This is a genomic window from Rhizobium ruizarguesonis (assembly GCF_017357285.1).
In the GTDB taxonomy this organism is placed as follows: Bacteria; Pseudomonadota; Alphaproteobacteria; order Rhizobiales; family Rhizobiaceae; genus Rhizobium; species Rhizobium ruizarguesonis.
The window spans coordinates 505,620-530,136 of record NZ_CP071682.1 but is presented as its reverse complement, the minus strand read 5'-3'; the positions used below and the strand labels follow the sequence as shown (position 1 = coordinate 530,136).

Annotated in this window: 21 protein-coding genes and 3 pseudogenes; 16 read left to right on the top strand and 8 right to left on the bottom strand. The window is 59.7% G+C overall.

Features of this window, described 5'->3' with window-relative positions; translation table 11 throughout:
* The first annotated feature begins 2 nt into the window (after positions 1-2).
* The 8 genes from J3P73_RS36800 to J3P73_RS36765 all read left to right on the top strand — a co-directional run bounded on the left by J3P73_RS36800 (position 3) and on the right by J3P73_RS36765 (position 7,182).
* Positions 3-782, top strand: coding sequence for an ABC transporter permease (locus tag J3P73_RS36800; protein WP_003554934.1), 780 nt, complete (start codon positions 3-5; stop codon positions 780-782).
* Complete coding sequence (locus J3P73_RS36795) at positions 769-1,818, top strand: ABC transporter ATP-binding protein (RefSeq protein WP_018068307.1); 1,050 nt, start codon at positions 769-771, stop codon at positions 1,816-1,818. The genes J3P73_RS36800 and J3P73_RS36795 overlap by 14 nt, the downstream gene beginning before the upstream one ends.
* Positions 1,818-2,417 carry a cysteine hydrolase family protein gene (locus tag J3P73_RS36790; RefSeq protein WP_018068308.1) on the top strand — a complete coding sequence of 200 codons (600 nt, stop codon included), beginning with the start codon at positions 1,818-1,820 and terminating at the stop codon, positions 2,415-2,417. Before J3P73_RS36795 ends, J3P73_RS36790 begins: the two co-directional genes overlap by 1 nt.
* A 55-nt stretch (positions 2,418-2,472) precedes the next feature.
* On the top strand, positions 2,473-2,952 hold the full coding sequence (locus J3P73_RS36785) for a MarR family winged helix-turn-helix transcriptional regulator (protein WP_018068309.1): 480 nt from the start codon (positions 2,473-2,475) through the stop codon (positions 2,950-2,952).
* Between the two features lie 33 nt (positions 2,953-2,985).
* On the top strand, positions 2,986-5,328 hold the full coding sequence (locus J3P73_RS36780; protein WP_018483777.1) for a glycoside hydrolase family 3 C-terminal domain-containing protein: 2,343 nt from the start codon (positions 2,986-2,988) through the stop codon (positions 5,326-5,328).
* Between the two features lie 16 nt (positions 5,329-5,344).
* Positions 5,345-5,674, top strand: coding sequence for an XdhC family protein (locus J3P73_RS36775; protein WP_018068311.1), 330 nt, complete (start codon positions 5,345-5,347; stop codon positions 5,672-5,674).
* Entirely contained in the window at positions 5,674-6,369 is a 696-nt protein-coding gene (locus J3P73_RS36770; protein ID WP_018483778.1) for an XdhC family protein, read from the top strand. The genes J3P73_RS36775 and J3P73_RS36770 overlap by 1 nt, the downstream gene beginning before the upstream one ends.
* Before the next feature lie 189 nt (positions 6,370-6,558).
* Positions 6,559-7,182 carry a nucleotidyltransferase family protein gene (locus J3P73_RS36765; RefSeq protein WP_018483779.1) on the top strand — a complete coding sequence of 208 codons (624 nt, stop codon included), beginning with the start codon at positions 6,559-6,561 and terminating at the stop codon, positions 7,180-7,182.
* Positions 7,183-7,422: 240 nt separating this feature from the next.
* On the opposite strand, the gene J3P73_RS36760 is transcribed toward J3P73_RS36765, so the two are convergent.
* The 5 genes from J3P73_RS36760 to J3P73_RS36740 form a co-directional block, all read right to left on the bottom strand.
* Positions 7,423-8,250 (bottom strand): carbohydrate ABC transporter permease, encoded by an 828-nt coding sequence (locus J3P73_RS36760; RefSeq protein ID WP_050566269.1) that lies wholly within the window; start codon positions 8,248-8,250, stop codon positions 7,423-7,425.
* A 50-nt stretch (positions 8,251-8,300) separates the two neighbouring features.
* Complete coding sequence (locus tag J3P73_RS36755; protein WP_018483781.1) at positions 8,301-9,194, bottom strand: carbohydrate ABC transporter permease; 894 nt, start codon at positions 9,192-9,194, stop codon at positions 8,301-8,303.
* Positions 9,195-9,260: 66 nt separating this feature from the next.
* Positions 9,261-10,520, bottom strand: coding sequence for an extracellular solute-binding protein (locus J3P73_RS36750; RefSeq protein ID WP_018483782.1), 1,260 nt, complete (start codon positions 10,518-10,520; stop codon positions 9,261-9,263).
* A 73-nt stretch (positions 10,521-10,593) separates the two neighbouring features.
* Positions 10,594-11,688 carry an ABC transporter ATP-binding protein gene (locus J3P73_RS36745; RefSeq protein ID WP_018068317.1) on the bottom strand — a complete coding sequence of 365 codons (1,095 nt, stop codon included), beginning with the start codon at positions 11,686-11,688 and terminating at the stop codon, positions 10,594-10,596.
* A gap of 47 nt (positions 11,689-11,735) precedes the next feature.
* Positions 11,736-14,480 (bottom strand): glycoside hydrolase family 2 protein, encoded by a 2,745-nt coding sequence (locus J3P73_RS36740; RefSeq protein WP_207580315.1) that lies wholly within the window; start codon positions 14,478-14,480, stop codon positions 11,736-11,738.
* Between the two features lie 178 nt (positions 14,481-14,658).
* Here J3P73_RS36740 and J3P73_RS36735 point away from each other — a divergent pair, with 178 nt between their 5' ends.
* The 5 genes and pseudogenes from J3P73_RS36735 to J3P73_RS36715 form a co-directional block, all read left to right on the top strand.
* Positions 14,659-15,675 (top strand): LacI family DNA-binding transcriptional regulator, encoded by a 1,017-nt coding sequence (locus tag J3P73_RS36735; protein WP_018483784.1) that lies wholly within the window; start codon positions 14,659-14,661, stop codon positions 15,673-15,675.
* Positions 15,676-15,858: 183 nt separating this feature from the next.
* Positions 15,859-16,170 (top strand): helix-turn-helix domain-containing protein, encoded by a 312-nt coding sequence (locus tag J3P73_RS36730; protein ID WP_024323610.1) that lies wholly within the window; start codon positions 15,859-15,861, stop codon positions 16,168-16,170.
* Positions 16,163-17,416, top strand: coding sequence for a type II toxin-antitoxin system HipA family toxin (locus J3P73_RS36725; RefSeq protein ID WP_020397306.1), 1,254 nt, complete (start codon positions 16,163-16,165; stop codon positions 17,414-17,416). Before J3P73_RS36730 ends, J3P73_RS36725 begins: the two co-directional genes overlap by 8 nt.
* 237 nt (positions 17,417-17,653) lie before the next feature.
* The gene (locus J3P73_RS36720; RefSeq protein WP_018483787.1) at positions 17,654-18,565 is read left to right on the top strand and encodes an HNH endonuclease; all 912 of its coding nucleotides are present in this window, start codon (positions 17,654-17,656) and stop codon (positions 18,563-18,565) included.
* A 63-nt stretch (positions 18,566-18,628) separates the two neighbouring features.
* Positions 18,629-18,838: pseudogene (locus J3P73_RS36715) on the top strand (WYL domain-containing protein); the annotation flags it as partial.
* 37 nt (positions 18,839-18,875) lie between these two features.
* Here J3P73_RS36715 and J3P73_RS36710 read toward each other — a convergent pair.
* From J3P73_RS36710 to J3P73_RS36700, 3 genes are all read right to left on the bottom strand, one after another.
* Positions 18,876-19,817 carry an IS630 family transposase gene (locus J3P73_RS36710; protein WP_027689416.1) on the bottom strand — a complete coding sequence of 314 codons (942 nt, stop codon included), beginning with the start codon at positions 19,815-19,817 and terminating at the stop codon, positions 18,876-18,878.
* A 398-nt stretch (positions 19,818-20,215) separates the two neighbouring features.
* The gene (locus tag J3P73_RS36705; RefSeq protein WP_130771603.1) at positions 20,216-21,382 is read right to left on the bottom strand and encodes an IS91 family transposase; all 1,167 of its coding nucleotides are present in this window, start codon (positions 21,380-21,382) and stop codon (positions 20,216-20,218) included.
* 13 nt (positions 21,383-21,395) lie between these two features.
* A complete protein-coding gene (locus J3P73_RS36700) occupies positions 21,396-22,256 on the bottom strand; it encodes a tyrosine-type recombinase/integrase (protein ID WP_130658199.1) in 861 nt (286 codons plus the stop codon).
* Between the two features lie 407 nt (positions 22,257-22,663).
* On the opposite strand from J3P73_RS36700, the gene tnpA reads away from it, so the two are divergent.
* From tnpA to J3P73_RS36685, 3 genes and pseudogenes are all read left to right on the top strand, one after another.
* On the top strand, positions 22,664-23,032 hold the full coding sequence (gene tnpA, locus J3P73_RS36695; protein WP_018483788.1) for an IS66-like element accessory protein TnpA: 369 nt from the start codon (positions 22,664-22,666) through the stop codon (positions 23,030-23,032).
* Positions 23,029-23,361, top strand: a pseudogene (tnpB, locus tag J3P73_RS36690) (IS66 family insertion sequence element accessory protein TnpB). Before tnpA ends, tnpB begins: the two are co-directional and overlap by 4 nt.
* 63 nt (positions 23,362-23,424) lie before the next feature.
* Positions 23,425-24,132, top strand: a pseudogene (locus J3P73_RS36685) (transposase); the annotation flags it as partial.
* Between the last annotated feature and the right edge of the window lie 385 nt (positions 24,133-24,517).

The window sequence follows — 24,517 nt, the reverse complement described above, 5'->3', positions numbered from 1 at the left end:
TCATGAAAACGCTCGGTCCAATCTATCTCATCGCCATCCTCATCTTCCTCTACACGCCCATTCTCGTGATGATGGCGATGGGGTTCAACGCTTCGCCACTTTACGAACTGCCATTCCATTTCTCGCTGCAATGGTACGACGCGCTCTGGGACAACAGCATCCTTCTGACGGCGGGCCTGAACAGCCTGGTGATCGCGAGTATCACCGCGGTTCTGGCGACGGCTTTGGGTACCATGGCGTCCGTTGCGCTGTCGCGCCGGACCTTTCGCGGCAGAAGTCTCCTGCAACTGATGCTGCTGCCGCCGATTGCCATTCCCTGGCTGATCACCGGCACGGCCATGCTGATCTTCTTTTATTGGACCGGTATCGGGCGCGGCATGCACGCCCTGTTGATCGGCCACGTGGCGCTCGCCATCCCCTACGTTGTTCTGGTCGTCGGCACGGGCTTCAAGACAATCCGCGCCGACCTTGAGGAAGCCGCGATGAGCCTTGGTTCGACACCGGTTCACGCCTTCTTCTCGGTGACGCTACCGCTGCTTTATCCGAGCATCCTTGGCGCCGCGCTCTTCGCCTTCGCCGTGTCGCTCGACCAGTTCGTGATTTCCTACTTCCTCGCAACGCCCGGATACACCACCCTGCCGGTGCAGATCTACTCCTCGATCCGCAAGGGCTTCACCCCTGAAATCAACGCGATCTCCACCGTGCTTCTGCTCGGCTCGATGACGATCATCCTGATTTTTGCGCGCTTCGCCAAGCCCGGAGACACAAGTGACAAACGTTAAAGTCAATTCCGTTGCCAAGACCTACGGCACCACACCGGTCCTGTCCGATATCACCACCGAGTTCCCTGAAGGCTCTTTCACCAGCCTTCTCGGCCCATCCGGCTCCGGCAAGACCACACTGCTTCGCATCATCGCGGGCTTTATCAAGCCCGACCAGGGCGTCGTCACGATCGGCAACAATGATGTCACCGACATTCCGGTCTGGGGCCGTAACATCGGCATGATGTTCCAGTCTTACGCGCTGTTTCCGCATATGACGATTGCCCAGAACGTCGCCTTCGGTCTCGAACGCCGGGGCATCAAGGGCGCCGCCGCCCGCAAGGAAGTCGACCGTGCGCTGGAAATGGTGCATCTGCCTGGCTTTGCCGATCGCATGCCCAAGCAGTTGTCCGGGGGCCAGCAGCAGCGCGTTGCGCTTGCCCGCGCCATGGTCATCAAGCCGAGCGTGCTGCTCCTCGACGAGCCGCTGTCGGCGCTCGATCGGCGCCTGCGCCAGGAAATGCAGGTCGAACTGCTGCGCATCCAGCGCGAAAGCGGCCTGACGACGATCTTCGTCACCCACGACCAGGAAGAGGCGCTGACGCTGTCCGATAAGGTAGCGATCCTCGACAAGGGCCGCATCGTCCAGATCGGCGAGCCGGAAACCGTCTATGAGCGACCGCTGACGCGCTTTGCCGCCGAATTCCTCGGCGACTCCAACTTCCTCACAGGCACCGTGGAGAACGGCGCGGTGCGTCTCGCCGATGGGACGGTCGTTCAGACCACCGCCACGTTGCCCGCAAGCGGTTCGAACGTCACGCTCGCCGTGCGCCCGGAGAAGATGTCGATCGCATCGGGTCCGACGGATGGCAACGGCCTGACGGCACGCATTACCACCGTCATCTATGCAGGTCCCGTGCTGTCCTATCTGCTGGAAACCGCAGACGGTCTGCCGCTGAAGCTGTTTGCACAGAACCGCGATGGCAAAGTCCTGAGTGATGGCGACACCATCACCCTGACCTGGGCCGCGGAACACACCGTCCCGGTGGCCGACTGATGATGGCACCCGCGCCACTCTCCAGGAATGCGTTGCATGTCGTCATCGACATGCAACGCCTCTTCGCTGAGCAAACGGCGTGGTATACGCCAGCGATCGAAGGCATCCTTCCCAATGTGGTGGCGCTCAGCAAAGCGCGGCCCGCTGAGACTGTCTTTGCTCGCTTCATGGTGCCACAAAGTGCCGAAGATGCTACGGGTCGCTGGAAGACCTACTATCGTCGCTGGCCATCGGTGACGCTGGATGAGCTCGATGTCGCCATGCTGGATCTGGTGGCGCCGCTTACAGCGATCGCCGCTCCAGGCTCCATCGTCGACAAGGAGACCTACTCGGTCTTTGGCTCGCCCGGGTTTACTGCGCGTTTGCAAGGATCGGCAACGGACACGCTGATTTTCTCTGGCGTCGAGACCGACGTCTGCGTCTACGCCAGCGTTCTAGATGCGGTCGACGCCGGCTACCGGGTCATTCTGGCCAAGGATGCGGTGGCAAGCGGCGACATGAAGGCACATGCCATGGTCATCGAGATCCTGGCGCCAAGGCTTTCGGAGCAGATTGAAATTCTAACGACAGAAGCCATTCTGAATTTATGGCGAGAGTGAATTCGGCAGCGCCATTGCCGGTCATCACGAGGAACAGGCAGATTTGAGAGATCCGATGGACGTTCCGTTCAAAGAAAAAGACGGCCGACAAAAGACCGCAGCGACCGAGGCGCAGGGCCAGCAGGCCCAGTATACACTTGGCGAGCAGATCGGCTTCTACCTGCGCCAGGCCAACCAGCGGCACGTGGCGATCTTTGCGAGCCTGATGGCGGAGAAGCTGACCACCACCCAATGGGCGGCGCTCGTCAGGCTGAAGGACCTGCAGCCCTGCTCGCAGGGCAACCTCGGCCGCGAGACCGCCATGGATATGGCGACGATCAAGGGCGTCGTCGATCGACTGGTGAAGCGTGGCCTCGTTCACACCGCCCCCGACGCGACCGACGCGCGCCGGCTGGTGCTGACGCTGACGCCGGAAGGCGAGGTGACAGTCGCCCGCAACCTGTCGGTCGCGCTGCAGATCTCGCAGGAAACGCTGAGCACGCTGACGCTTGCCGAGCGGATGATGCTGATGGAACTCCTTCAAAAGATCTGTTGACACACGCCTGATCTGCAGTACCGGAGACCAATCATGTTCCAGCCGAGCGACGCCGACATTCGAACGCTTGTCGATCAGATGACGGTGACCGAAAAGGTCGAACTTCTGAGCGGACGTGGCCTGTGGAAGACGGCATCGATCAAAAGGCTCGATGTTCCTTCGATCGTCATGACCGATGGGGCCTATGGGGTGCGCTATTCGACCACCCAGATCGACGCCGGCGACAACGACGAAGACAGTCTGCGGGCGTTCCTCGATCTCGTCGGGCAACAGGGCGACGGATCGGGCGGCATGTTCGGTGCCACCCGTCCAGCCACGTGCTTTCCCAACGGCAATCTGCTGGGCTGTTCCTGGGATATTGATCTTGCCTATCGCATGGGCGCTGCGCTGGCGGCGGAGTGCCAGGATTTCGGGGTTCATCTGCTTTTGGGCCCCGGCATCAACATAAGGCGCACGCCGCTGGCCGGGCGGGCCTACGAGTATTATTCCGAGGATCCTGTCATTAGCGGCGACATGGCATCAGCCGTCATCTGCGGATTGCAGGATAACGGCGTCGGGGCGTCGCTCAAGCATTTCGCCTGCAATAATTCCGAAATCGAGCGAACCACGACCAGTTCCGATGTCGATGAGCGCGCCCTGCGCGAAATATACTTGGCAGGCTTCGAGCGGGCCATCGAAAAGAGCGCGCCGTGGACCGTGATGAGCGCTTATAATCCGCTGAACGGCATCCAGGCCGCCGAACATCATTGGCTGCTGCGCACGGTGCTGCGCGAGGAATGGGGCTTTGACGGGCTTGTCGTGTCCGATTGGCATGCGATTAAGGATCGTGGCGCAGCACTCGATGCCGGCACCGAACTGGACATGCCGGAAAGCAAGCCCCGCAAGGCGCGTCTCCATGCATCGATCAACGCCGGAGACGTGGCGCCCGAGGTGATCGATGCCGCCTGCGCGAGAGTTCTGGCGTTCGTGCGCAAGTGCAAGTTGGGCGAGCGGCGCGGCACGCCGGCGGGTCTCGAGGCGCATCATGCGCTGGCGCGCGACATAGCGGCGGAATCGATCGTGCTGCTGCGCAACCAAGACCAGGCGCTGCCGCTCGATCCCGACCGGGCGGGTGAGCTTCTCATTGTCGGCGACGGCGCCGTCACCCCTGTTATCCAGGGCTCCGGTTCGGCGACTACCAATCCCTATCGCGTCGACAGTCCATTCGTTCGGATCGCTGCGCGGGCAGGAGACAGCCTGAAAGTCCGGCATCTGCCCTTCTCGCCGGTCGCGCAGCCCGACGTGACGGCGTCGATCGAGGTGATCGTCGAAGCCGCGGAGCGTGCCGATGTAGTTGTCGTGTTTGCGGAAAACGAGAAGAGCCGTCACGGCGAGGGCAACGACCGCGACACACTGAAACTCGCCGCCAGCCACGATGCGCTCATCACGGCGTTGGCGGCGACAGGTCGCAAGCTCGTCGTCGTGCTCTCGATGCCAGACACGGTCGAGATGCCATGGATTGGGGATGTCGACGCCGTCCTGGCCAGTTTCTATGCCGGGCAGGGCGGTGGCGAAGCACTGGCCCGCATCCTGTTTGGCGAGCAGAACCCGTGCGGCAAGCTCTCCGCCAGCATGCCGGTTCGCATGCAGGATATTCCGGGCTGGCACACCTATCCGGGCGAGCATGGCCGGCATGTCTACAGCGAGGGCATTTTCGTCGGTTACCGGTTCTACGATCTGAAGGCGATGACGCCAGCCTTTCCGTTCGGACATGGGCTCAGCTACACCACGTTCGCCTATGAGGATCTCAGGCTCGATACGCAGGAGATCACGCCCGGCGCCGGCTGCACCGCCGCCCTTACCATCCGCAACACAGGTACGGTTGCCGGCAAGGAAATCGTGCAACTCTATGTCCGGCCGATTAAGCCGGGTCTCAAACGACCCCTCCGTGAGCTTAAGTCCTTCACCAAGCTTCATCTGGCGCCAGGAGAAGCGAAGACGCTAACGCTTGGGCTGGCGCAGCGCGATTTCCAGTATTTCGACACGTCGCGTTCGGCTTGGGTTCTCGATGCCGAGGCTTTTGTCATCGAAGCGGCTGCATCCTCCAGAGACATCCGCTTGTCGATCACCTTGCCATGCAGGTCGGAGGCTCCGGCCCTGCCGACGATTTCGGCCAACTCTCCGACAGCGCTTGTATTTGCCCACCCGAACACCGAGCCCGCTCTCGTTCGTTTCTTCGTCAGCAGGCTTTCGATCTCCGCTGCCGAAGCCATGGCCCTTCTTGCCAAGACAAAGGGCTCCTTTCTCGGCTTCTACGACACTTTGAGCTGGTATGTCGGAGACAGCGTCAAAGAGGCGGATATTGCCGAAGTCTTTTCAGAACTGAACCAACACTAGATTGAGGCCCGCGGGAATGACCATCCAGACGAACCTGACCGACCCGCTGCTGACGGCCGAGCTTTGGATGGAAGCGGGCCGAGCTGTTGCGATTGCGACGGTGATCGAGACGTGGGGTTCGGCGCCGCGTCCGGTTGGGAGTCATCTGGTGGTCGATGGTGATGGGAACTTCGAGGGTTCGGTTTCCGGTGGCTGCGTCGAGGGTGCGGTGGTTACCGCCGCTGCCGAGGTGATTGCCGCCGGCAAGGCGCAGATGCTGGAATTTGGCGTTGCGGACGAGACCGCCTGGCGCGCCGGGCTGTCGTGCGGCGGGCGCATCCGTGTCTTTGTCGAGAGGCTCGGCTGATGCGCCGCGACAGCCTGCAGCGTTTAAACGCCGCGCGCCGGAAACGTCTCGCCGTCGTGCTGCTGACAGATTTTCGGGGAAAAGAGCATGTCTTCCTGGAAGGGGATCCAGTCGAGCCGCCATTTGCCGCGCTCGTCGAAGGCGCCTTTCGGTCTGGCCGCTCGATGGCTTTCGACACGATAGATGCCAGCGGCTTCCTCAATGTCTACATACCTGCCCCGCGCATCGCCGTCATCGGCGCCGTCCATATCAGCCAGTATCTGACGCCGATGGCAAGGTTGGCCGGCTTCGATGTGCGCATCATCGATCCGCGCACAGCCTTTGCGACGCGTGATCGCTTTCCCGATGTGCAGATGTGCACCGATTGGCCCGTCGATGCATTGATGGCGGATCCACTCGACCGCTATACCGCCTTAGTCGCACTCACCCACGATCCCAAGATCGATGATTTTCCCCTGGCCGAGGCATTGCGCACCGGCTGCTTCTATATCGGCGCGCTCGGCAGCCGAAAGACCCACGCAGCGCGGAGGGGCCGCCTTGCCGCATACGGCTTCGGTGCCGATGCGCTTTCAACGATCCACGCGCCGATCGGGCTCGACATCGGCGCATCCAATCCAGCTGAGATCTCCGTAGCGATCCTTGCTCAGGTCATCAAAGCGCTTCGCACGAGCAGCCGCCAGACGATGCCTGCGTAGCGCCTACGGAGAGGCTCACCCTCCGACGATGACGCAGATGGAAAATAGCTTGCCCAGACGCTAAGCTGCTGCAAGGCGTTGTTTCGAAAACGCATTGCTGCCGAGGTAAAAGCCGCTGCACGTTCGCGACCTCGCAACCGGGAGCTTGTCGACGGAGGACGCTGCGGCGTTGGTGGGATCGGGAAAGAGATGGGAGCAAAGCCGAATGTATCAATCGTCGTGCTGGCGGCTGGCTTGGCAACGCGCATGGGCTCGAATGGCGGGCACAAGCTGTTGGCCATGTTTGACGGAATGCCGCTCGTGCGTCGCTCGGCTTTGGTCGCCAACGCCAGTGCCGCCCTTTCCATCATCGTCGTCCTCGGCCATCGGCAGGACGATATCCGCGACGTTCTCACCGGCCTGCCCGTGCATATTATTGTCAATCCAGACTACCGAGCGGGCATGTCGAGTTCACTGGCGGCCGGATTTGCCGCTGCTGTAGCCGACGGCGCCGATGGTGTTCTGATTTTGCTTGCCGATATGCCAGGCATTTCCACGGACAATCTGAATCAACTGATTGACGCGTTCCAAGTCGCGGACGGCGCCGCAATCGTTTGCGCCGCTTCTGAGGGTATGCGAGGCAACCCGGTAATCTTGCCACGGTCCCTTCACGACAGCGTTCTCCGCTTGAGGGGCGATATCGGTGCCCGCGACCTGATCAGAACATCGGGGCTGCAGGTCATTGAGGTCGAGATAGGAACCGCGGCGCTAACCGATGTCGATACCGCCGAGGCGATCGTCGCTGCCGGTGGCATTCCTGTTGAGGACTGCTAAGCGATGCCGCCGCTCGACCCAGCGGGTTCTCACGGCGTTTGGACGCCTACGCTCATTGCAGCCAGCCTGCTTCTGAACAGCTCATCGAACCCCGTCTGGGACGGGTAGAAGCCTTTGCTCGCCGACGAATTGCCTTTATTGCGGACGGCGGCTACCAAGGACACATCGCGGATGATGGCTCGGATCGCTGAAGAGTCATTCCCTCAAAGCCCGCGATCCATTCTTGATCTTTTTGAGCGATTATCCCTTTATCCCGGCGGAGAGCATGATGGCGCGCGTGATCTGCTTCTGGAAGAGGAGGTAGAGTATGGCGACGGGAAGGCCTGCCAATACCGCCGCAGCCATGTCCTTGGCAAAGCGCACGCCGAAAACGTCCTTCACCTGGGTGATGCCGACGGGAATGGTGATCGTGGCGTCCGAAGTCGCGACCAGGAACGGCCATAGGAAATTGTTCCATGCCGCGATAAAGGTCGTGATACCAAGCGCGATGATCACGCCCCAATTCATCGGCACATAGATCTTCCAGAGCGTTCGCAAATGGCCCGCATTGTCGAGCATCGCCGCCTCGCGGAATTCCTTCGGGATCTGGTCGAAGAACTGTTTGAGGATGATAATGACCGATGGCACGACGAGTTGCGGCATGATGATGCCGCCCCAGCTATTGATCAGCCCGAATGAGTTCATCAGCACGAAATGGTTGATGATAAGCGCCTCCGCGGGGACCATCACCGAGGCAATCAGTGCGCCGTAGATCAGGCGGCGGCCGGGAAACTGAATTTGGCTCAAGGCATAGGCACAGCAGACGCTGGCTGCCAGCACCACCAACGCAATGATCGTCGATGTGCTGACCGAGTTGATATACCATTGCACGATACTGGAGCGCTCGATCACGTAAAGATAGGGCTCGATCGTCGGTTCTTTAGGCAAGAACCCGGATGCCGGGCTCGCCACCTCAGTGTCGGATTTGAGCGAAGTCACGATCGCCCAGTAGAGCGGGAAGAACCAGATCAGCGCCCCGAGCACAGTCAGTGCGGTCAGCGCGCGGCTACTCCGACTGCTTGCGGCAATGCTACCGCTTGTCCGCGCCAGAGCCGCTTGTTGATCGGTTGCCAGTACGCTCACTTTTCACCTCGCGCGCGCAGGAATTGATATTGGAAGACGGACGCAATCAGGATGATGATGAACAGTATGGTAGCGACGGCCGCACCTTCTCCACCCTTGTTCTGCTTGAAGGCGAGATCGTAGATGACGGTCATGACTACGGATTGCGCGTCAGCCGGCGTGTGGGCGAAATAGCCGAGCAGATACGGCTGCGAAAAGATCTTGAACTGCGCAATCAGCTGCAGCGTCAGTACCAATGCCGTGACCGGCCAGATCAGCGGCCAGGTTATTTTTGAGAACACGCGCCAGCGGCTAGCATTGTCGAGCGCCGCCGCTTCGTAGATGTCGGGCGAAATGCTGCGCAAGGCGGCAAGAAACAGAAGAATGTTGAAACCGATCGTCCACCAGATCGTGACGACGGCGACAGAGGGCATGAAATAGGTCGGCGAACGCAGCACCGGCAGCGGGCGGCCACCGGTAAACAGCCCGATGACATTCTGGATGACGCCATATTGCATGTTTGCGATCCAGGTCCAGATCTGGGTCACCACCGAAACCGGCAGAATGGAAGGCAGAAAAAAGCACGCCAGGACTAACATCTGTATGCGCCCGGTCAGACGATTGACCCCCATAGCAACGAACAGCGCCAGAGACGTGCCGGGAATGACGGTCAGAACGATGAAGTACAGCGTGTTCAGAAGCGCCTTCTGAAATTGAGGCGAAAAGAGTTGGCGCGCGTAATTGTCGACGCCGACCCACTCGCCGGGACCGATCAGCGGCGCATTGGTGAAGCTCATCGCCACCATGCGCCACGTCGGATAGGCAAAGATCACCAGAAACGCGATGACGGCCGGTGCGACCAGCAGCGCTGCGATCAGGCTGTCCTGCTTCTTGTTGCTGACTGCAGCCATCTATCACCTGCCTCGGTTATGCGGTCCCGGGGCAGGAGCTGCCCCGGGTACTGTTGAAGGAAAACGTCACTGCGAGTTCATGTGATCGCGGAACGTCTCCAGTGTCTCCTTCAGTTCGCCGTCGCCGTTCAGCGGTCCGGACGCCATGTTCTGCCAGTCGTCGTCGAACTTGGACGCAGCGCCGGTGAGCGGCGTCTTCGGCATATAGAAGGCGTTGAGCGCCATGGCGGCATAGTCCGCTTGCGGCTTGAGTGCCTTATAGGCATCAGACGTGCTGACCGGCAAATAAGCCGGGATATGGCCGGCGCCGGCCCATTCCAGTGAGTTCACATTCATCCATCTGATGACTTCGAGAACTGCGGCACGCTTTTCCGGCGTCATGGTCACGCCGACATTGTTGGGCATGACAAACGAGTGCGAGTCCGCCCAGTTGGCAGGCTTGCCCATCCAGGCCGGAATGTTCACCATGCCGTAATCGAAGCCGCTGCCCTTGGCCACTTCGGTTTCCATGGTCGGCAGCTCCCAGTTGCCGTTCAGGAAGAAGGCGGATTGTCCGGCCAGGAAGGTCGGAGTGATGGTTTCAGGGTCGATATAGGGCTGCGCCCAGCCTTGCTTCACCCAATCGGTGACCTCGCCATAGGCTTTTTGCATCTTGTCGAAATTGTCGCCCTGCAAGAATTTGCCCTCGGTGGTCAATTGACCGCCCAACTGGCCGAACAAGGTATAGATGTCGCGCAAATCGCCGCTGGACGACGCGATGACGACGCCGTTCTTGCCGGCTTCCTTGGCCTTGGCCAACAGCGCACGCCAGCCTTCCAGCGTATCGATGCCGGTCGGCTTGCCGTCCTTGCCCAGTGCTCCAAGTTCCTTCAGCACATTCTTGTTGTAGTAGAGCACCTCACCGTGCACGTCGAACGGTACGGCGTAGCGCAAGTTGTCGACCGTCGAGGCGGCAATTGCATTCGGCGGATAGTCGCTGTCCTTCAAACCGACAGCTTCAAGCTCCTTCGGATCGATTGGCGACACGGTCTTGGCCGAAACCGCACCGGCAAGGCGCGACAGGTGGTAGGTGGCGATGTCAGGTCCCTGGCCGACAGCAGTTGATGTCTGCAGCTTGGTGTAATACGGGATGCCCCATTCGAGGGTGGTGCCCTTGATTTGGATCTTGTCCTTATGTTCGTCGTTGAAGCGCTGGATCAGCGCCTTCATTCGCACGCCGTCGCCTCCCGACAGAAAGTCCCACCAGACGACATTTTCGGCTGCGAATGCCGGGAAGGCAATCATGACGGCGAGCGCCGCAATCGATGTTCTCAACAGGTTAGGCATTCTCACTCCTCCAGAATGATCAGTTTTCCTGCCGGGACCTCCTTCGGAGGGCGGCCTTACTGTTTTCCGCAGCCTAGCCGGCCGCGTGATACCCTTTGCCCATTTCATCAAATAGCATCGCCTTCGCTCCTTCGACGGCAAACGCGATTTCGGAACCACCACGGGCCGTGGTGATTGGGGCGTCAACGCCGATGACCTGCGTCCCGTCGGCGAGTTCGGCGTGGACGAGAGAGCGGTCGCCCATCTGCTCCACTGTGACGACTTTGCCCCTCAGCGTGCCGTGCGGCGAGACCGTCAGATTCTCCGGCCGCAAGCCAAGCGTGAGGTTGGCACCGGGTAACCTGTCGGACGGAACCGAGGTTTGAAGCCCGACGCCGCTGCCGGTTGTGACAATCGCGCCGTCCGGACCGCTCTCAATCCGTGCCACTGGCAGGAAATTCATCGGCGGCGAGCCGACGAACTGGGCGACGTAGCGTGTGCTTGGGCGGGCATAAATATCCATTGGCGCGCCGACCTGCTCGATCCGTCCTTTGTTCAGAAGAACAATCCGGGTCGCCAGCGTCATCGCCTCGATCTGATCATGGGTTACGAAAACCATCGTGGCGCCAAGACGATCATGCAGCTGTGACAGTTCGAAACGGGTGCGTGTACGCAGGCCGGCGTCCAGGTTCGACAGGGGTTCGTCAAAGAGGAAGACTTTTGGCTCGCGCACGATGGCGCGGCCAATCGCGACGCGTTGACGCTGGCCGCCGGACAGCTGCGCTGGCTTGCGGTCGAGGAGATGGTCCATCTCCAGCATCCTGGCCGCCGTCGCAACGCGGGTCGCAATCTCGGCTTTCGGCGTACCGACATTGACCAGTCCAAAGGCAAGATTTTCTCGCACGCTCATATGCGGATAGAGCGCATAGGACTGGAACACCATGGAAACGTCACGCTGGCCGGGGGCAAGCTGGTCGACACGGCGCCCGCCGATCCAGATTTCTCCGCCCGAAACCGTCTCCAGTCCGGCGATCATGCGCAGGAGGGTGGACTTGCCAGAGCCGGAAGCGCCCAGGAAGACGATGAACTCGCCGCTGTCTATCCCGAGCGAGATGTCGTTGAGCACTTCCACCGTCCCAAAGCTCTTGGCAACGTTGCGGATGCTCACGCCTGCGTCTGTCTTGGCCACTTAAACCTCCTCCCGGTCATGTGCGGCGGTTCAATTCTACAAACGGCCTATCCCGCGGCCGCCGTCTCGATGATGCAATCAAGCAAGGTCGCTGCGACCGGATCGGCGCCCGCGGGTTCGCGCATCACGCCGAAGGTCGTGGCCACGATACGACCTGAGCCGACCCGCCGTTCGGCAATGGTCGCGCAGGGCTTGTGAATCCAGCCCGCCATCGTGCCGGCATGGACCAGCCCGTCGAAATGGATCGGCCGGAAGCCGGTGATGACGCGGTTGGGGTTGACGCCGACAAAGGATAGGTCGGTGAGCGGGCCGCCCGGCAGACGTTCAAATACCCCGGAACGCTTCACCCAGCTGAAGCCGGTGACCCAGTTGCCCTTCCAGATGGTGCCGTTGCGTTCGGTGACGCGCATCTGCGGCATGGGCTGCCCGCGATCGCCTCCTGTCGGATAATTCCAGTTTGGCTGGTCGTTGCGCAGATTGCCAAATGGCAGGGGCGCAACATCGGCCAGCGACACGTAATGGGCGCCATGCTCCATGGCATCGATATCGGCCTGGCTCAATGTCGACACAACCCGCACATGCGCCTTGTCGGCGTTTACGACCTCATAGCCGAGCGCGGCCAGATAACCTGCGATCTCAGGCTCTGCGGACGAAACCGAAAGCACAGGCTTGGGCCGGCGGGCATAGACGCTGATATCGAGGCTGTTGCGTGCCAGCTCCTTATCGCCGGCGGTCAGCGTGAACTGGACACTGACCCGATTGCCGGCTTTTTCTGCGGCGAGGGATAGTTCAATTGCCGGCAGGCGGCACACTGACGTTGCATCCACCGCTTCGACCGCCATCTTGCCGGCGGCTGTACCATCGACATTCCAGCTCAACTCGGCCGCTGGCAGCGCCTTGCCGCCCGTCGAGATTTCGAGCTCGATGCTGGCTGTGTCGCCCGCCCAGACCGCATAGCGCTGCATGCGCGGCACGATGACCACGTCGGTGTTAATCTCGTGGAAACGGTTGTGATAGGCGCGCGTATTGCGCTCCATGTCCATGAGGCCATTGGCTTCCCAGTGCAGATCGGTCAGCTCGGTGATGACATAGCCCTGGATCGAGGCATGGCGGCGCATTTCTTCGATCTCGAATTTGAGGGCATTGAACTGATGCCATTGCGTGTCCTCGATGAAGGAGCCGAAGGACGGAAAGACCTTGTCGAACTGAAAGGTGCGGAAGCGCTGCCCGACACCATGCGGATAGGTCGCACCTTCGCTGTCCCACTCCAGCCCGTTGATGAACCAGAACGGCTCCTTGCCGTCCTGCAGCAGCTTGTCTGGATGCGGCAGGCCCCAGACGCCGAACTCGGAGACGACGAGCGGCTCGTCGCCGCGCCGTTTTGCATCGCCGTTCGGCGAATAGGACCAGTCGGGCCGCTTGGCGAAGGCCGAAACCCAATCGGCCCACTCGCGCGCCATTTCCGGAACCGAGGCGTAATAGTGGTAATCGTCGATGTCGGAGACGACATGGAAGTTCGGAATGCAGGCGGAATTGTCCACCACCAGCCGTGTCGGATCCTTCTTTTTCAGCCAATGATAGGCGTTGTCCAGCCAGCTGCGCTGATCGGCACTTTCGACAAGACGCGTCCCCCAGTCTTCGTTGATGATGGTCCAGATCACGATAGAGGGATGGTTGCCGTCGCGGCGCAGGATCCCTTCCATCGTATCGAGCAGGCGCTGCGCCGACTTCTCGGTGAACGTCTGGACGTTGGGGATTTCCGTCCAGACCAGCAGGCCAAAGCGGTCAGCCACATCATAGTAGCGCGGATCAGGAACCTTGATATGGCAGCGCAGGAGGTTGAGGCCAAGCTCCTTCGATTTACGCGCCTGGTCTTCCAGAAATTCCAGTGACGGCGGGGTGTAAATGCCCTCGGGATAGTAATCCTGATCCAGCGCGCCGCGCATATAGAATGGCTGGCCGTTCAGGAAAAACTTTCCATCTCGCGCTTCAAACGTCCGAAAGCCGAAATCCTGGACGTCGGCATCGATGACGACGTCGCCCTGACACAGTTCGACGACAGCCCGGTAAAGCGTAGGATCATCGAGCGACCAGGCCTCGACCTTGGCGACCTTGAGCGCGACCGAGGCGTGTGCCGCGCCGTTGAGAGCAAGCTCGGCGGACGCCGCCACCGCGCCATTGCGGTCGAGAAGCCTAATGTTCAACGCACCAGTGAAGGCCGCGGCCAGTTCGACATCAACCGTCACGCCGCCGGTGGCGAGGTCGGCGCGAATGCCCTGGTGAGCGATATGGGCCTCAGAGCGGCACTCCAGCCAGACCGACTGCCAGATGCCGCCCAACATACCGTACCAGCTCTGCTTGCCGTGCGGGATTTCATCGAATGGAAAGTCGGGGAAAGCCCGTCCGTCAGAACTCGGCAGCGCGACCCGTACGTCAAGACGCATTTCACCGCCCAGCAGATCGGCGGGGATGACAAATTCAAACGGCAGATAGCCGCCTTCGTGAGAGCCGAGGCGCCTGCCATTGACCGACACTTCGGCGAAATAGTTCACCGCGCCGAAATGTACGATCACCTGTCGATCTTGCCACTTCTGCGGCACGGTAAGCGTGCGCGAATAAGTTGCCACGCCCGCGGCGGCGCGTAGATCCGGAAAGTGCGCCTGCCAAGGAGCGGGCACGGCAATCGTCGCGGGCTCGTGTCCCTCCAGCTGAAAGTCCCAGGTCCCGTCGAGAGACAGGCGCGCACGCGGCCCGGAATGGGTGTCGGCGAAACGGCGGGAGGCGATGGTCATGAGCCGCAAGCTTTCCAGTTGGATGTAGTCACAAAATAAGTTACAGATAGGTTTCGTAACTTAAAAATGTAACTCCCGCAAGCCCGCCGCTTCACATTATCCGTTAGATTTTCTAACGTGCATGCCAACTGTTTGAGAGAGAAACTGCGTGAACGACAAAATAACGAAACGACCGACAATGTCCGACATCGCTGCAAAGGTCGGCGTTTCGCACGCGACGGTTTCACTGGTGCTGAACGAGGCGCCCGGCAAGCGCGTTTCCCAGAAGATGCGCACTCATGTGCTGGCTGTGGCCGAGGAGCTTGGCTATCAGAAGACCACGCCCGTCAATGGCCCGATCGGCGGCGTCATCGTGCTTTTGATCGACGATCTGATGGCTTCGCATCACGCCGCGCCGCTGATTGAAGGCGTGCGTGAGGCAGCAGAAGAACGGGGCTTGGCGGCGATCACCGTCGTTACCGGCGGACAGGTCGAATTCGCAGAGGTCATTCTCGACTATCTGGGTCGGCGCCAGATCATCGGAGTGGTCTACGCCACCCTCATCACCCAGTTGGCGCCGGTGCTGCCCTCCAAACTTGCCAACTACCCGACCGTGCTCTTGAACTGCCATCAGCAAAGGGCCGAGTTCTCGTCGATCATTCCTGGCGATCTTGCCGGCGGTTTTGCGGCGACGGAGACACTGATCAAGGCCGGACATCGTCGCATAGCCATGATCGACGCAGGCAAGGAGCGGCTTGAAGCGTCCCGAGATCGTTTAAGCGGCTATCGCCAGGCGCTTACCACCTACGATATCGCTGTGGATCCGGAGCTGATTGTGTCCGGCGCATGGTCGCTCGATCTTGGGCGTGAGAAAATGTTGCAGCTGCTCGACCTGCCGTCCCCGCCGACAGGAGTGTTCTGTTTTTCAGACCGGGTGGCGATGGGCGCCTATGATGCAATCAGACTGCGTGGCTTGAAAATCCCCGAAGACATTTCTGTCGTTGGCTTCGATGATGACAGCCTTGCCCGAAAAATCCTGCCGCCACTCACCACGTTGAAACTGCCGCACGAGGACATGGGCCAATGGGCCGTGGCTGAGCTTCTAGAAAAGGTGGCGCAGCCGAAGAAGCCGCCAGTACGGTTAAAGATGGAATGCCCGTTAATCTTGCGCGCTTCCGTCGCCCGACTCGTGAAGGCACGTGGGGATTCTTCGTGATTTGATACCTCTAAAGTTGTCCCGTCGAAGTTAACTGGGGCGACCCGCAGTGCTCTAAAAAGGTATGTAAACAGATCATAATTCATAATATGATCTGTAAATAGATCAATTGCCTTGACTACTTGAAGGAGTAGAGATATGTAAACGTAACATTCAATGGGCGATGATAGGTTTAGAGATCAAATGATTGCTGAGTCAGAGGCTTTGCTTGCGATCGGCCGGCTGTTGAAAACGGCACGTAAAAACTTGGGGCTCACTCAAGAGCAGGTTGCCGACTTGGCAGGCATATCGCGTCCTCGCTATCGCGAGATCGAGGCTGGAAGCGCCGCTGCTCGCACAACGACCTTGATCAACATTTCTCGGGCGCTCGGTCTTGAACTGATGCTCATCCCGCAGGCTATGATCCCGGCGGTTGATGCCCTGCTGCAGCCCGATGGTGCTGAAGACGACCTTCCGGCGTTCGTGGCCAGCGCCGATGGTGATGCAAATGCCTGAGGCTCCTCTCTATCCAAGATCCATATCGTTACTTGAAGTGCTGCTGAATGACCTGAAGGTTGGCACGATTGTCAGAACGCCCGGCGACTTCAACGCGTTCAGCTTCGAGGATAGCTATCGCGCAACGGGCGGCTTTCCGGTGCTCAGCCTGTCTTTCCGCGCAGCCACCGGCGGTCTGCGCAAAGACCCCAAGCCTGTTGCCAGAGCGTTGCCGGCGTTCTTTGCCAATCTTCTTCCCGAGGACAAGCTGCGTGAGGCGATGGAAAAGCACCACGCTGGCAGTGTTCGCGCCGGAAACGACTTTGATCTGCTGGTTGCACTCGGGTCGGATCTGCCGGGTGCCGTCCGCGTTGTGCCAAGCGAAGGAACGGTTGCTCGCGTCGACGATCCGTCACCTCTCAAATCAAAGGCCCGCTTTTCGCTCGCCGGCGTGCAGATGAAACTTTCCGTCATCAAGAACACGGGCAAGGGCGGCGGTCTGACGCTGCCACTGGGCGATGAGCAGGGATCCTATATTGCCAAATTTCCGTCGACGTCGTTTCCCGGCGTCTCGGAAAATGAATATGCCAATCTCGCTCTGGCTGAAGCGATCGGCATGGAAGTGCCGGAACGTGAACTCGTCGAGCAAGCAGAGTTCGAGGGCATCCCGGAGGAGTTCGAGACGTTGTCGGATGGAAAAGTCCTGCTCGTCAAACGTTTCGATCGTGGCGCTCGTGCCGAACGAATTCATATCGAGGATTTCGCTCAGGTGTTTGGCATCTATCCCTCACGCAAATACGAGGGCGCAGCCTATCACGATATTGCTGCTGCTCTCGGCATCGCCGTATCGTCGGCGGCGCCGATTGAATTTGTCCGTCGACTGGCGTTGGCCGCCATCACCGGCAATGGCGACATGCATCTCAAGAACTGGTCTCTGATCTATCCTGGCGCGTGCGATAAACCCGAGCTCGCTCCAATTTATGATGTGCTGTCGACCATTCCCTACATCCCCGCGGATGCCATGGCGCTGTCGCTCGCCGGCGAGCGTTCCTTCAAGGCGATGAATGCACAGCGATGGAAAGTCTTCGCCAATCGTGCACGTTTGCCGGAAGCGGCGGTGCTCAAAGCGGTGGTCGATACCGTTGAACGTGTCAACGAGCTTTGGTGGTTGCTGCCGGAGCGTGAGGTCGTTCCGGCAAAAGTACTTGAGCGGATCGATGCTCATGTGAAGTTGATGATACCAATCCTCAGCACGTGCGCGGATTAGCCTAACGGCGTCGTCTGTCCGAACGGCACAGGGCCCGCACTAGCCGGCACGCAAATTTTCCTGGCGCATTTTCACCCGTTGCCAAAGGGCATCGTCGATGATCCTGAGCGACCGGACTTTCCTGGATGACATGCAGCGCGGCGGCATTCTCTCGCGATAAGGCACGACGCGCTTGAAGGCGTGCATTGTGACCGATCTCCCTGTTTTGAATGGCGGTCACCATGGTAGAGATTGCACATGGGATTCGGGGTTTTCATTCACCGCACAGATTCGATCTACGACGACAGCCCGGCTGAACAATATCAGTTCCCGAGCCAATATCTCGGTCGCGTCCAAGCCTGTCTTAGCGACTGGGTCATCTACTACGAGCCCCGAAAAGTTGCAGCAACGAGAGGATATTTCGCGGTCGCTAAGGTCGCGCAGGTCATTTCAGACCCCAAGACACCTGGAATGTATTTGGCGTTGATCGAACCCGGCAGCTATCTCGATTTCGTCAATGCCGTTCCGTTCAATGGGCCAGACGGCGTCATCGAGCGAGGTGTGTTGAACGAGGAGGGTCGGATTTCAGGGCGGGCACAGGCGGCAGTGCGACCGGTATCGGCGGCAGATTTCAATCGCATCCTATCGCTAGGTCTGGCGGAAGATCAGCCTGAGTTACCCCGATCGGGCGAGCCGATAGAGACGCTATTGCCGAGTGGTTTCTCGGATAGAGTTCAGGTCCCCCTCATGGTCGAGCAGGAGAGGGATCGGGTTATGCAGCTTTCGTCGCGCATAGTTCGTAATCGTCTGTTTCGTCGTCTCGTCCTGCAAGCCTACGACAAGAGATGCGCGATTACGGGATTAAAGCTGATCAATGGTGGCGGTCGTGCTGAGGTGGATGCGGCCCATATCCGCCCAGTCGAGGCAAATGGCCCTGATATTCTCTCCAACGGGATAGCGTTGTCCGGGACCGCCCATTGGATGTTTGATCGAGGCCTCATCGGCCTGTCGGATGATCTCGAAATCCTGGTTTCGCGCCATGCAAACGATCGTAACAGCATACAGGGTCTTATCAACAAGACAGGAAGGGCGATCGTGCCGAGTGGAATTGTTGAGCGGCCGCATCCCCAGTTCATTCATTGGCATCGCGAGAATACCTTCAAGCACTGAAACGAGCGACAGGTTGTAATCGGCCTAAGGAATTGTCTCATGTCGCTCTCCAAGGCTTAGGATCTGATCAGGCTGGCGCGGCTAGCCACCACGCGGCGCACAGGGGTCAGCCTGGATGAAATCTGTGAGGAATTTGCGGTCTCGCATCGAACAGCACAGCGCATGACAGAAGCGCTGGAGACCGTTTTCACGAATGTCGAGGCGGTAGATGGTCCGGACCGCCGACGGCGCTGGCGCGTCGCCGACCCAATGCTCGACCGGCTGCAGATCCGTTAGGAAGCCGCGATCGCGGCCCTAGAGCGTGCTGTTTTTAGACGGCAGCATATCCTGAGTTTCTAAGATAGTTTGCGCATTCGTCAGGCGCGAATGCGTCGAGCATGTGACCGGCGGTGCGCCACGTTGTTTCGACGCTTCGTGGCTCGGCCTTTCTGATGAGATGCTTGAGCTTGGCGAAGACCTGCTCAATGGGATTGAGGTCTGGACTGTAAGGCGGCAGGAAGATGAGATGCGCGCCGGCAGCCCTGATTGCACGTCGGATAGCCTGCCCCTTGTGGCTGCCGAGATTGTCGAGGATGACGACGTCGCCTTTGGCAAGTGTTGGCACAAGGATTTTCCTGACATAGACGTTAAAGAGCTCGCCATTGATCGGCCCGTCGATAACCCAGGGCGCGTCGATACGGTCGCTGCGCAGGGCCGCGATGAAGGTCAGGGTTTTCCAGTGGCCGTGCGGGACTGAAGCGGCGAGCCGCTGGCCACGTGGTGCCCAGCCCCTGAGCGGCGCCATGTTGGTTTTGATCCAGGTCTCGTCAAGGAAGACCAGTCGATGAGCCTCGATCCGGTGCTGGTGGTTCTTCCAGCGTTGCCGTTTGCGGGCGATGTCCGGTCTCGTCTGCTCGGCTGGCAGCACCGTTTTTTTGAAACTCAAGCCTTCAGCCCGGACAAACACCCAGACAGCACGGCGGTCGGTCTTGATGCCACGCTCGGCAAGCTCCGCAACCAGCCCACGTGTCGTGAACGGGCCAGAGCAACAACGTTGGCGCAACCACTCGGCCCGCTCATCCGACAAAGTCCGTTTCTTGTGCCCGCCAATCCGGCCTGGCGTAAGAGCGCCTGTCTCGGCCAGGCGCCGCTTCCATTTTGAAACACACGAAGGGCTGATCGATAGTGCGGCCGCAATAGAGCGTATCGTCTCGCCGGCCGTTAGCCGCGCCATTGCACGCTCTCGAAGATCTTCAGAATAAGGCTGTGTCATCGCCGCTGGCCTGCCTTCCCCAGCAGCAATGTTGAATCACATTCAAACTGATTTGCGAATCTGGAGGGTTCTGTGAGGTCCGCGCGCCGTGCGTGCGGCATTCACTGATCGGACCTCATTGAAGCCGGATTGAGCGAAGGCGCGGGTTGTTTGGCACTATGGGGATTTAGCCGAAGTGGTAGATGGTGTCTGGCAGGGGTGAGCCTTGGCGGAGCACGTGGACAGGTCTGGAAGGGTTTTGAGGGTATTTGCGGTGTCTTTGACGTTCCTATCGGCTGGTTTGCGTCGGCCGAACTCTTGGTGGCGTTGCCGCTCAGGCACGATTGGCCAAAGCATTCGCCTCGCGGCCCCTCGGCATGCCGACGCTGATCGTTGCAATGATGCCGCGCATGATATGATCATGAACTGTCGTTCCATGCTGGCCGGCGTACCGGCTGGATCGGGGCCCACGCGGCAATGATCGTCATGGTTCCGCCGCAACAGGAGCAGCGGTGTCGCAAAGGTGGTGGCTTTGCGTCCGGTTCTTCGACCGGCGGCGGGACGTCGAGCAGGCTTCGGCACAGGTCCAGCTTCAGTTGCCGATGGCCATTGGCAAGCAGGCCGTAATGACGAATGCGGTGAAAGCCGTCCGGAACGGTGTGAAGCAGGAAGCGGCGGATGAACTCGTGGGCATCGAGCGTCATCACCTTTTGCCTGCCGCCCGTTCGATAATCCTTCCATCGGAATGTGACGCGATCGCCATCAATGCTGACGAGCCGTGAATTGGAGATGGCAATGCGATGGGTATAGCGGCCGAGATAGGCCAGCACCTGTTTGGGTCCGGCAAATGGCGGCTTGGCATAGACGACCCAGTCGATGCGACGCGCTGCTTTGATGGTTCGATTGAAGGCGAGCGGATCGGCCAGACCGGCGATATCGCCGAAGAATTGAAGTTGGCCCAGATCGTAGGCCTGCTTCAGCTCCTTGAGAAACAGCCGCCGGAACAGACGCGACAGGACCCGTACGGGCAGAAAGAAGCTTTGCCGGCAGGCAACCCAACGGGACTGGTCGAATGACAACCCACCGCCCGGCACGATGCAATGGATATGCGGGTGATAATGGAGGTTCTGTCCCCAGGAGTGCAGCACCGCGATGAAGCCGATCTCCGCACCCAGATGTCTGGGATCCGCAGCAAGCTTGCGCAGCGTCTCGGCGACGGCGCGAAACAGGATCGTGTAAACGGCATTCTTGTTCTGGAAGGCGATTGCGGCGATCTGCTGCGGTAGGGTGAAGACGACGTGGAAATAGCCGACCGGCAGAAGGTCGGCCTGCCGCGCGGCAAGCCAGTCACGGCTCGCCTGTCCCTGGCACTTCGGGCAATGCCGGTTGCGGCAGGAATTATAGGCGATGCGGAACGCCGCGCAGTCCTGACATTGCTGGACATGCCCGCCCAGGCGAGCGGTCCGGCACATCTCGACCGCACTCATGACCCGGCGTTCGACACGCCCGAGATGAGCGTCGTGTGTTTGACGATATCTTTCCCCGTGGCGGCGAAAAATGTCCGCCACCTCCAGTCCCGCCGCCATGGCGAAGCTATGCTCAGCCTGGCGGCACCACCTCTAACGTCAGCCGGTCGAGCGGGCTGGTCGTGCTGCGGATCAGGGTATTGGAAACCTTCGTGTAGCGTGCCGTGGTGGACAGATTGTTGTGGCCGAGCAAAACCTGGATGATGCGGATGTCGGTTCCGCTTTCCAGAAGATGGGTGGCAAAGCTGTGACGCAGCGTATGTACCGTCACCCTTTTGTCGATGCCGGCAGCAGTGCACGCCGAACGGCAGGCAGAATACAGAACCTGGACGTCGATGGGCTTGGTCTCGTCCCGGCCCGGGAACAGCCAGACCTCGGGTCTCGCCAGCCGCCAATAGACCCGCAGGATCGCGAGCAACTGCCCGGACAGCATGACGTTGCGATCCTTTCCGCCCTTGCCATGCTCGACGCGGATGATGCCGCGTTCGCCATCAACGTCGCGGACCTTGAGATGGACAGCTTCCGAGGCGCGCAGCCCCGCTGCATAAGCTGTCGTCAGTGCGGTGCGGGTCCTCAGGCTCGGAACCGCTTCCAGAAACCGCACGATCTCGTCGCCGTTTAGGATCGTCGGCAGCTTGGCGGGTGTCCGGGCATAGGCAATGCGTTCCGGTATCTCGGCATGACCGAGCGTGACGCCAAAGAAGAACCGCAGGGCACAAACTGTCTGGTTCAAGGCCGGCCACGATAGGCCCGAGGAGACCAGATGCACCTGAAACGCGCGCACGTCTTCCAGTCCAAGACGGTCTGGCGAACACCCGAAATAGCGCGAGAACTTCGTCACCGCATGCAAATACGATCGTTGCGTCGCTGGCGAAAGATTGCGGATCGTCATGTCATCGATCATGCGCCGGCGCAGCGGGCTTATCTCTGTCATCGTCATCTCCTGTTCAAAGGTTGGCTAAAACAGCCCAATCCTTCAAATCAGAAGCGCATCATGCAAATCCCGCACTCCAAGTGCCGCGCCAGCGGCTTCGTTCAATCCCAGATTCCGCTAAATCACAGCATGCTCTAGAGATCGCCAGCGGGACGGCGCGCGGCGATGACCGTTTGCGCCATGGTGCCGCGCTGGATGATCTGCGCGATGCTTTGTTGGCGCGCTTGACCCCTAAAGGTGCCTTGCTCACCGAGATCGATCTCGAAGCGGTCCTCTTGACGATGGGATCGGTCACGTGCGGCTTATCTGTAACCGCCCGATTGGCACCGCCTGCCGCCTAACGTCTTGATGGCCTAAGAGACGTGTTTAACGACGTCGTTAGCGACGTGTCTTAGGCGAGGATTGCGATGCGTGTTGAAATTCTTGGGCAGGAACGTCGACGGCGGTGGCGCGAAGAAGACAAGCTTGCGATTGTCATGTCGGTTGGGGTTGCTGGAGCCACGATCACAGAGGTTGCTCATCGTCACGATTTAACGCGGCAGCAGATATACGCCTGGCGTAGCGAGCTCAAAAAGAAGGGGCTTTTGTCGGCATCTGCGAATGCATTGTTCATTCCAGTCGATATGAATGCCGTGCAGACCGATGTCCCTGAACTCAGGGAGAGCTGCTGCGGGATGATCGAGCTACGATTGAGCTGCGGCCGCACACTTCGCTTCGAGAGTTCGGTGGCGCCCGACATCCTGACGCAGGTTATCCGAGCGGTGGAAGCAGCATGATTGGACCTGGGACCGGCGTTCGGGTGTATCTTGCGTGCGGCATCACGGACATGCGCAAGGGGGTGGAGGGCCTTGCCGCGCTCGCGCAGGATGTTTTGCGTCAGAAGCCGACTGGCGGCGCGGTCTTTGCCTTTCGCGGTAAACGTGGCGATCGTTTGAAGCTGCTCTATTTTGATGGCCAGGGCTTCTGCCTGTAGAAGGGGCGGTTTCCTTGGCCTTCGGCATCCGGCGGGACTGCCCGGCTGACGTCGGCCCAACTGGCGATGTTGTGGGAAGGGATCGATTGGCGTCGTCCTGATTGGGGTGCGCCACCGGCCCGTGTCGGGTGATTTTATCCCACTGAAACCACTGGTTTTTATGGAAATTTATCCTGGCTCGTGGTAGTCAGGATCATGTCTAGCGCGACGACAAATCTTCCGGACGATCCAGCCTTTCTCAAGGCAATGATTGCCGCTTTGCAGGCGGAAAACGCGAAGATGTCGGCCACATTGCAGGCGCATGACCAGTTAATCCAAACGCTGCGGCTGCGCATTGCCAGGCTGAAGAAACAGGTCTTCGGCAAGTCGTCTGAAAAGATTGAGCGTGAAATCGAGCAGTTGGAACTGGCGCTTGAGGATCTGTTGATCGCCGCCGCTGAAGGCAGTACGGCGCCAATCGATGAACCTGATGAGGCGGCGTCTGTTGTTCCCTTGGCGGATACGTCTGAAAAGATCATGCGCCGGCACCCACGCGTCTCGGACAAGGCGGTTCGCGAGCGCCGAGAGCTCGATCCTGGCTCCTGCTGCCCGGAATGCGGAGGTGAATTGCGTCTTGTCGGTGAGGACGTCAGCGAAATCCTCCACATGATCGCCGCGCAGATGAAAGTCATCGAGGTTGCTCGACTGAAGAAGTCCTGCCGCTGCTGCGAGAAAATGGTGCAGGTGGCAGCACCCAGCCGCCCGATACCGGGCAGCATGGCGGGCGCTGGCCTCTTGGCGTATATTCTGGTCTCGAAATTCGACGACCATTTGCCACTGTACCGGCTGAACGAGATCTTCGCCCGCATGGGCGCCGACATTCCCGACAGCACGATGGTTGATTGGTGTGGTCGCGCCATGCAGGTGCGTCGCAGCTGTCGCGGCCGGATCGGCCCAGAATTCGACCCATAACATCGCGGAGTAGTGCCAGAGCGGCGGCAGGATCAGAACGGCAGTCGCCCGAGGCGAACGCGAGAAGACAAAACCCTTCAGCATTTCCGGGCTCTTCAGGGGCAGACAATCCATCCGCTGCCGGTGCGAAAAGGTTTATTCGGGCCGGAGTACTGCTGTTGGTATGGACATGCGACAGTCTTGCATTTCTCCGCACTCCTGGCGTGGGTGAATTCGCAGTCTACATCTCCACACAGCCAGTGTTGTCACATTTTGTTGCATTGCAAGATGCCCTCAGCAGGACTACCAAAAGGCCTCAATGATTGCGAAGAATGCGCCGTTTTGACTAGCAAGCCAT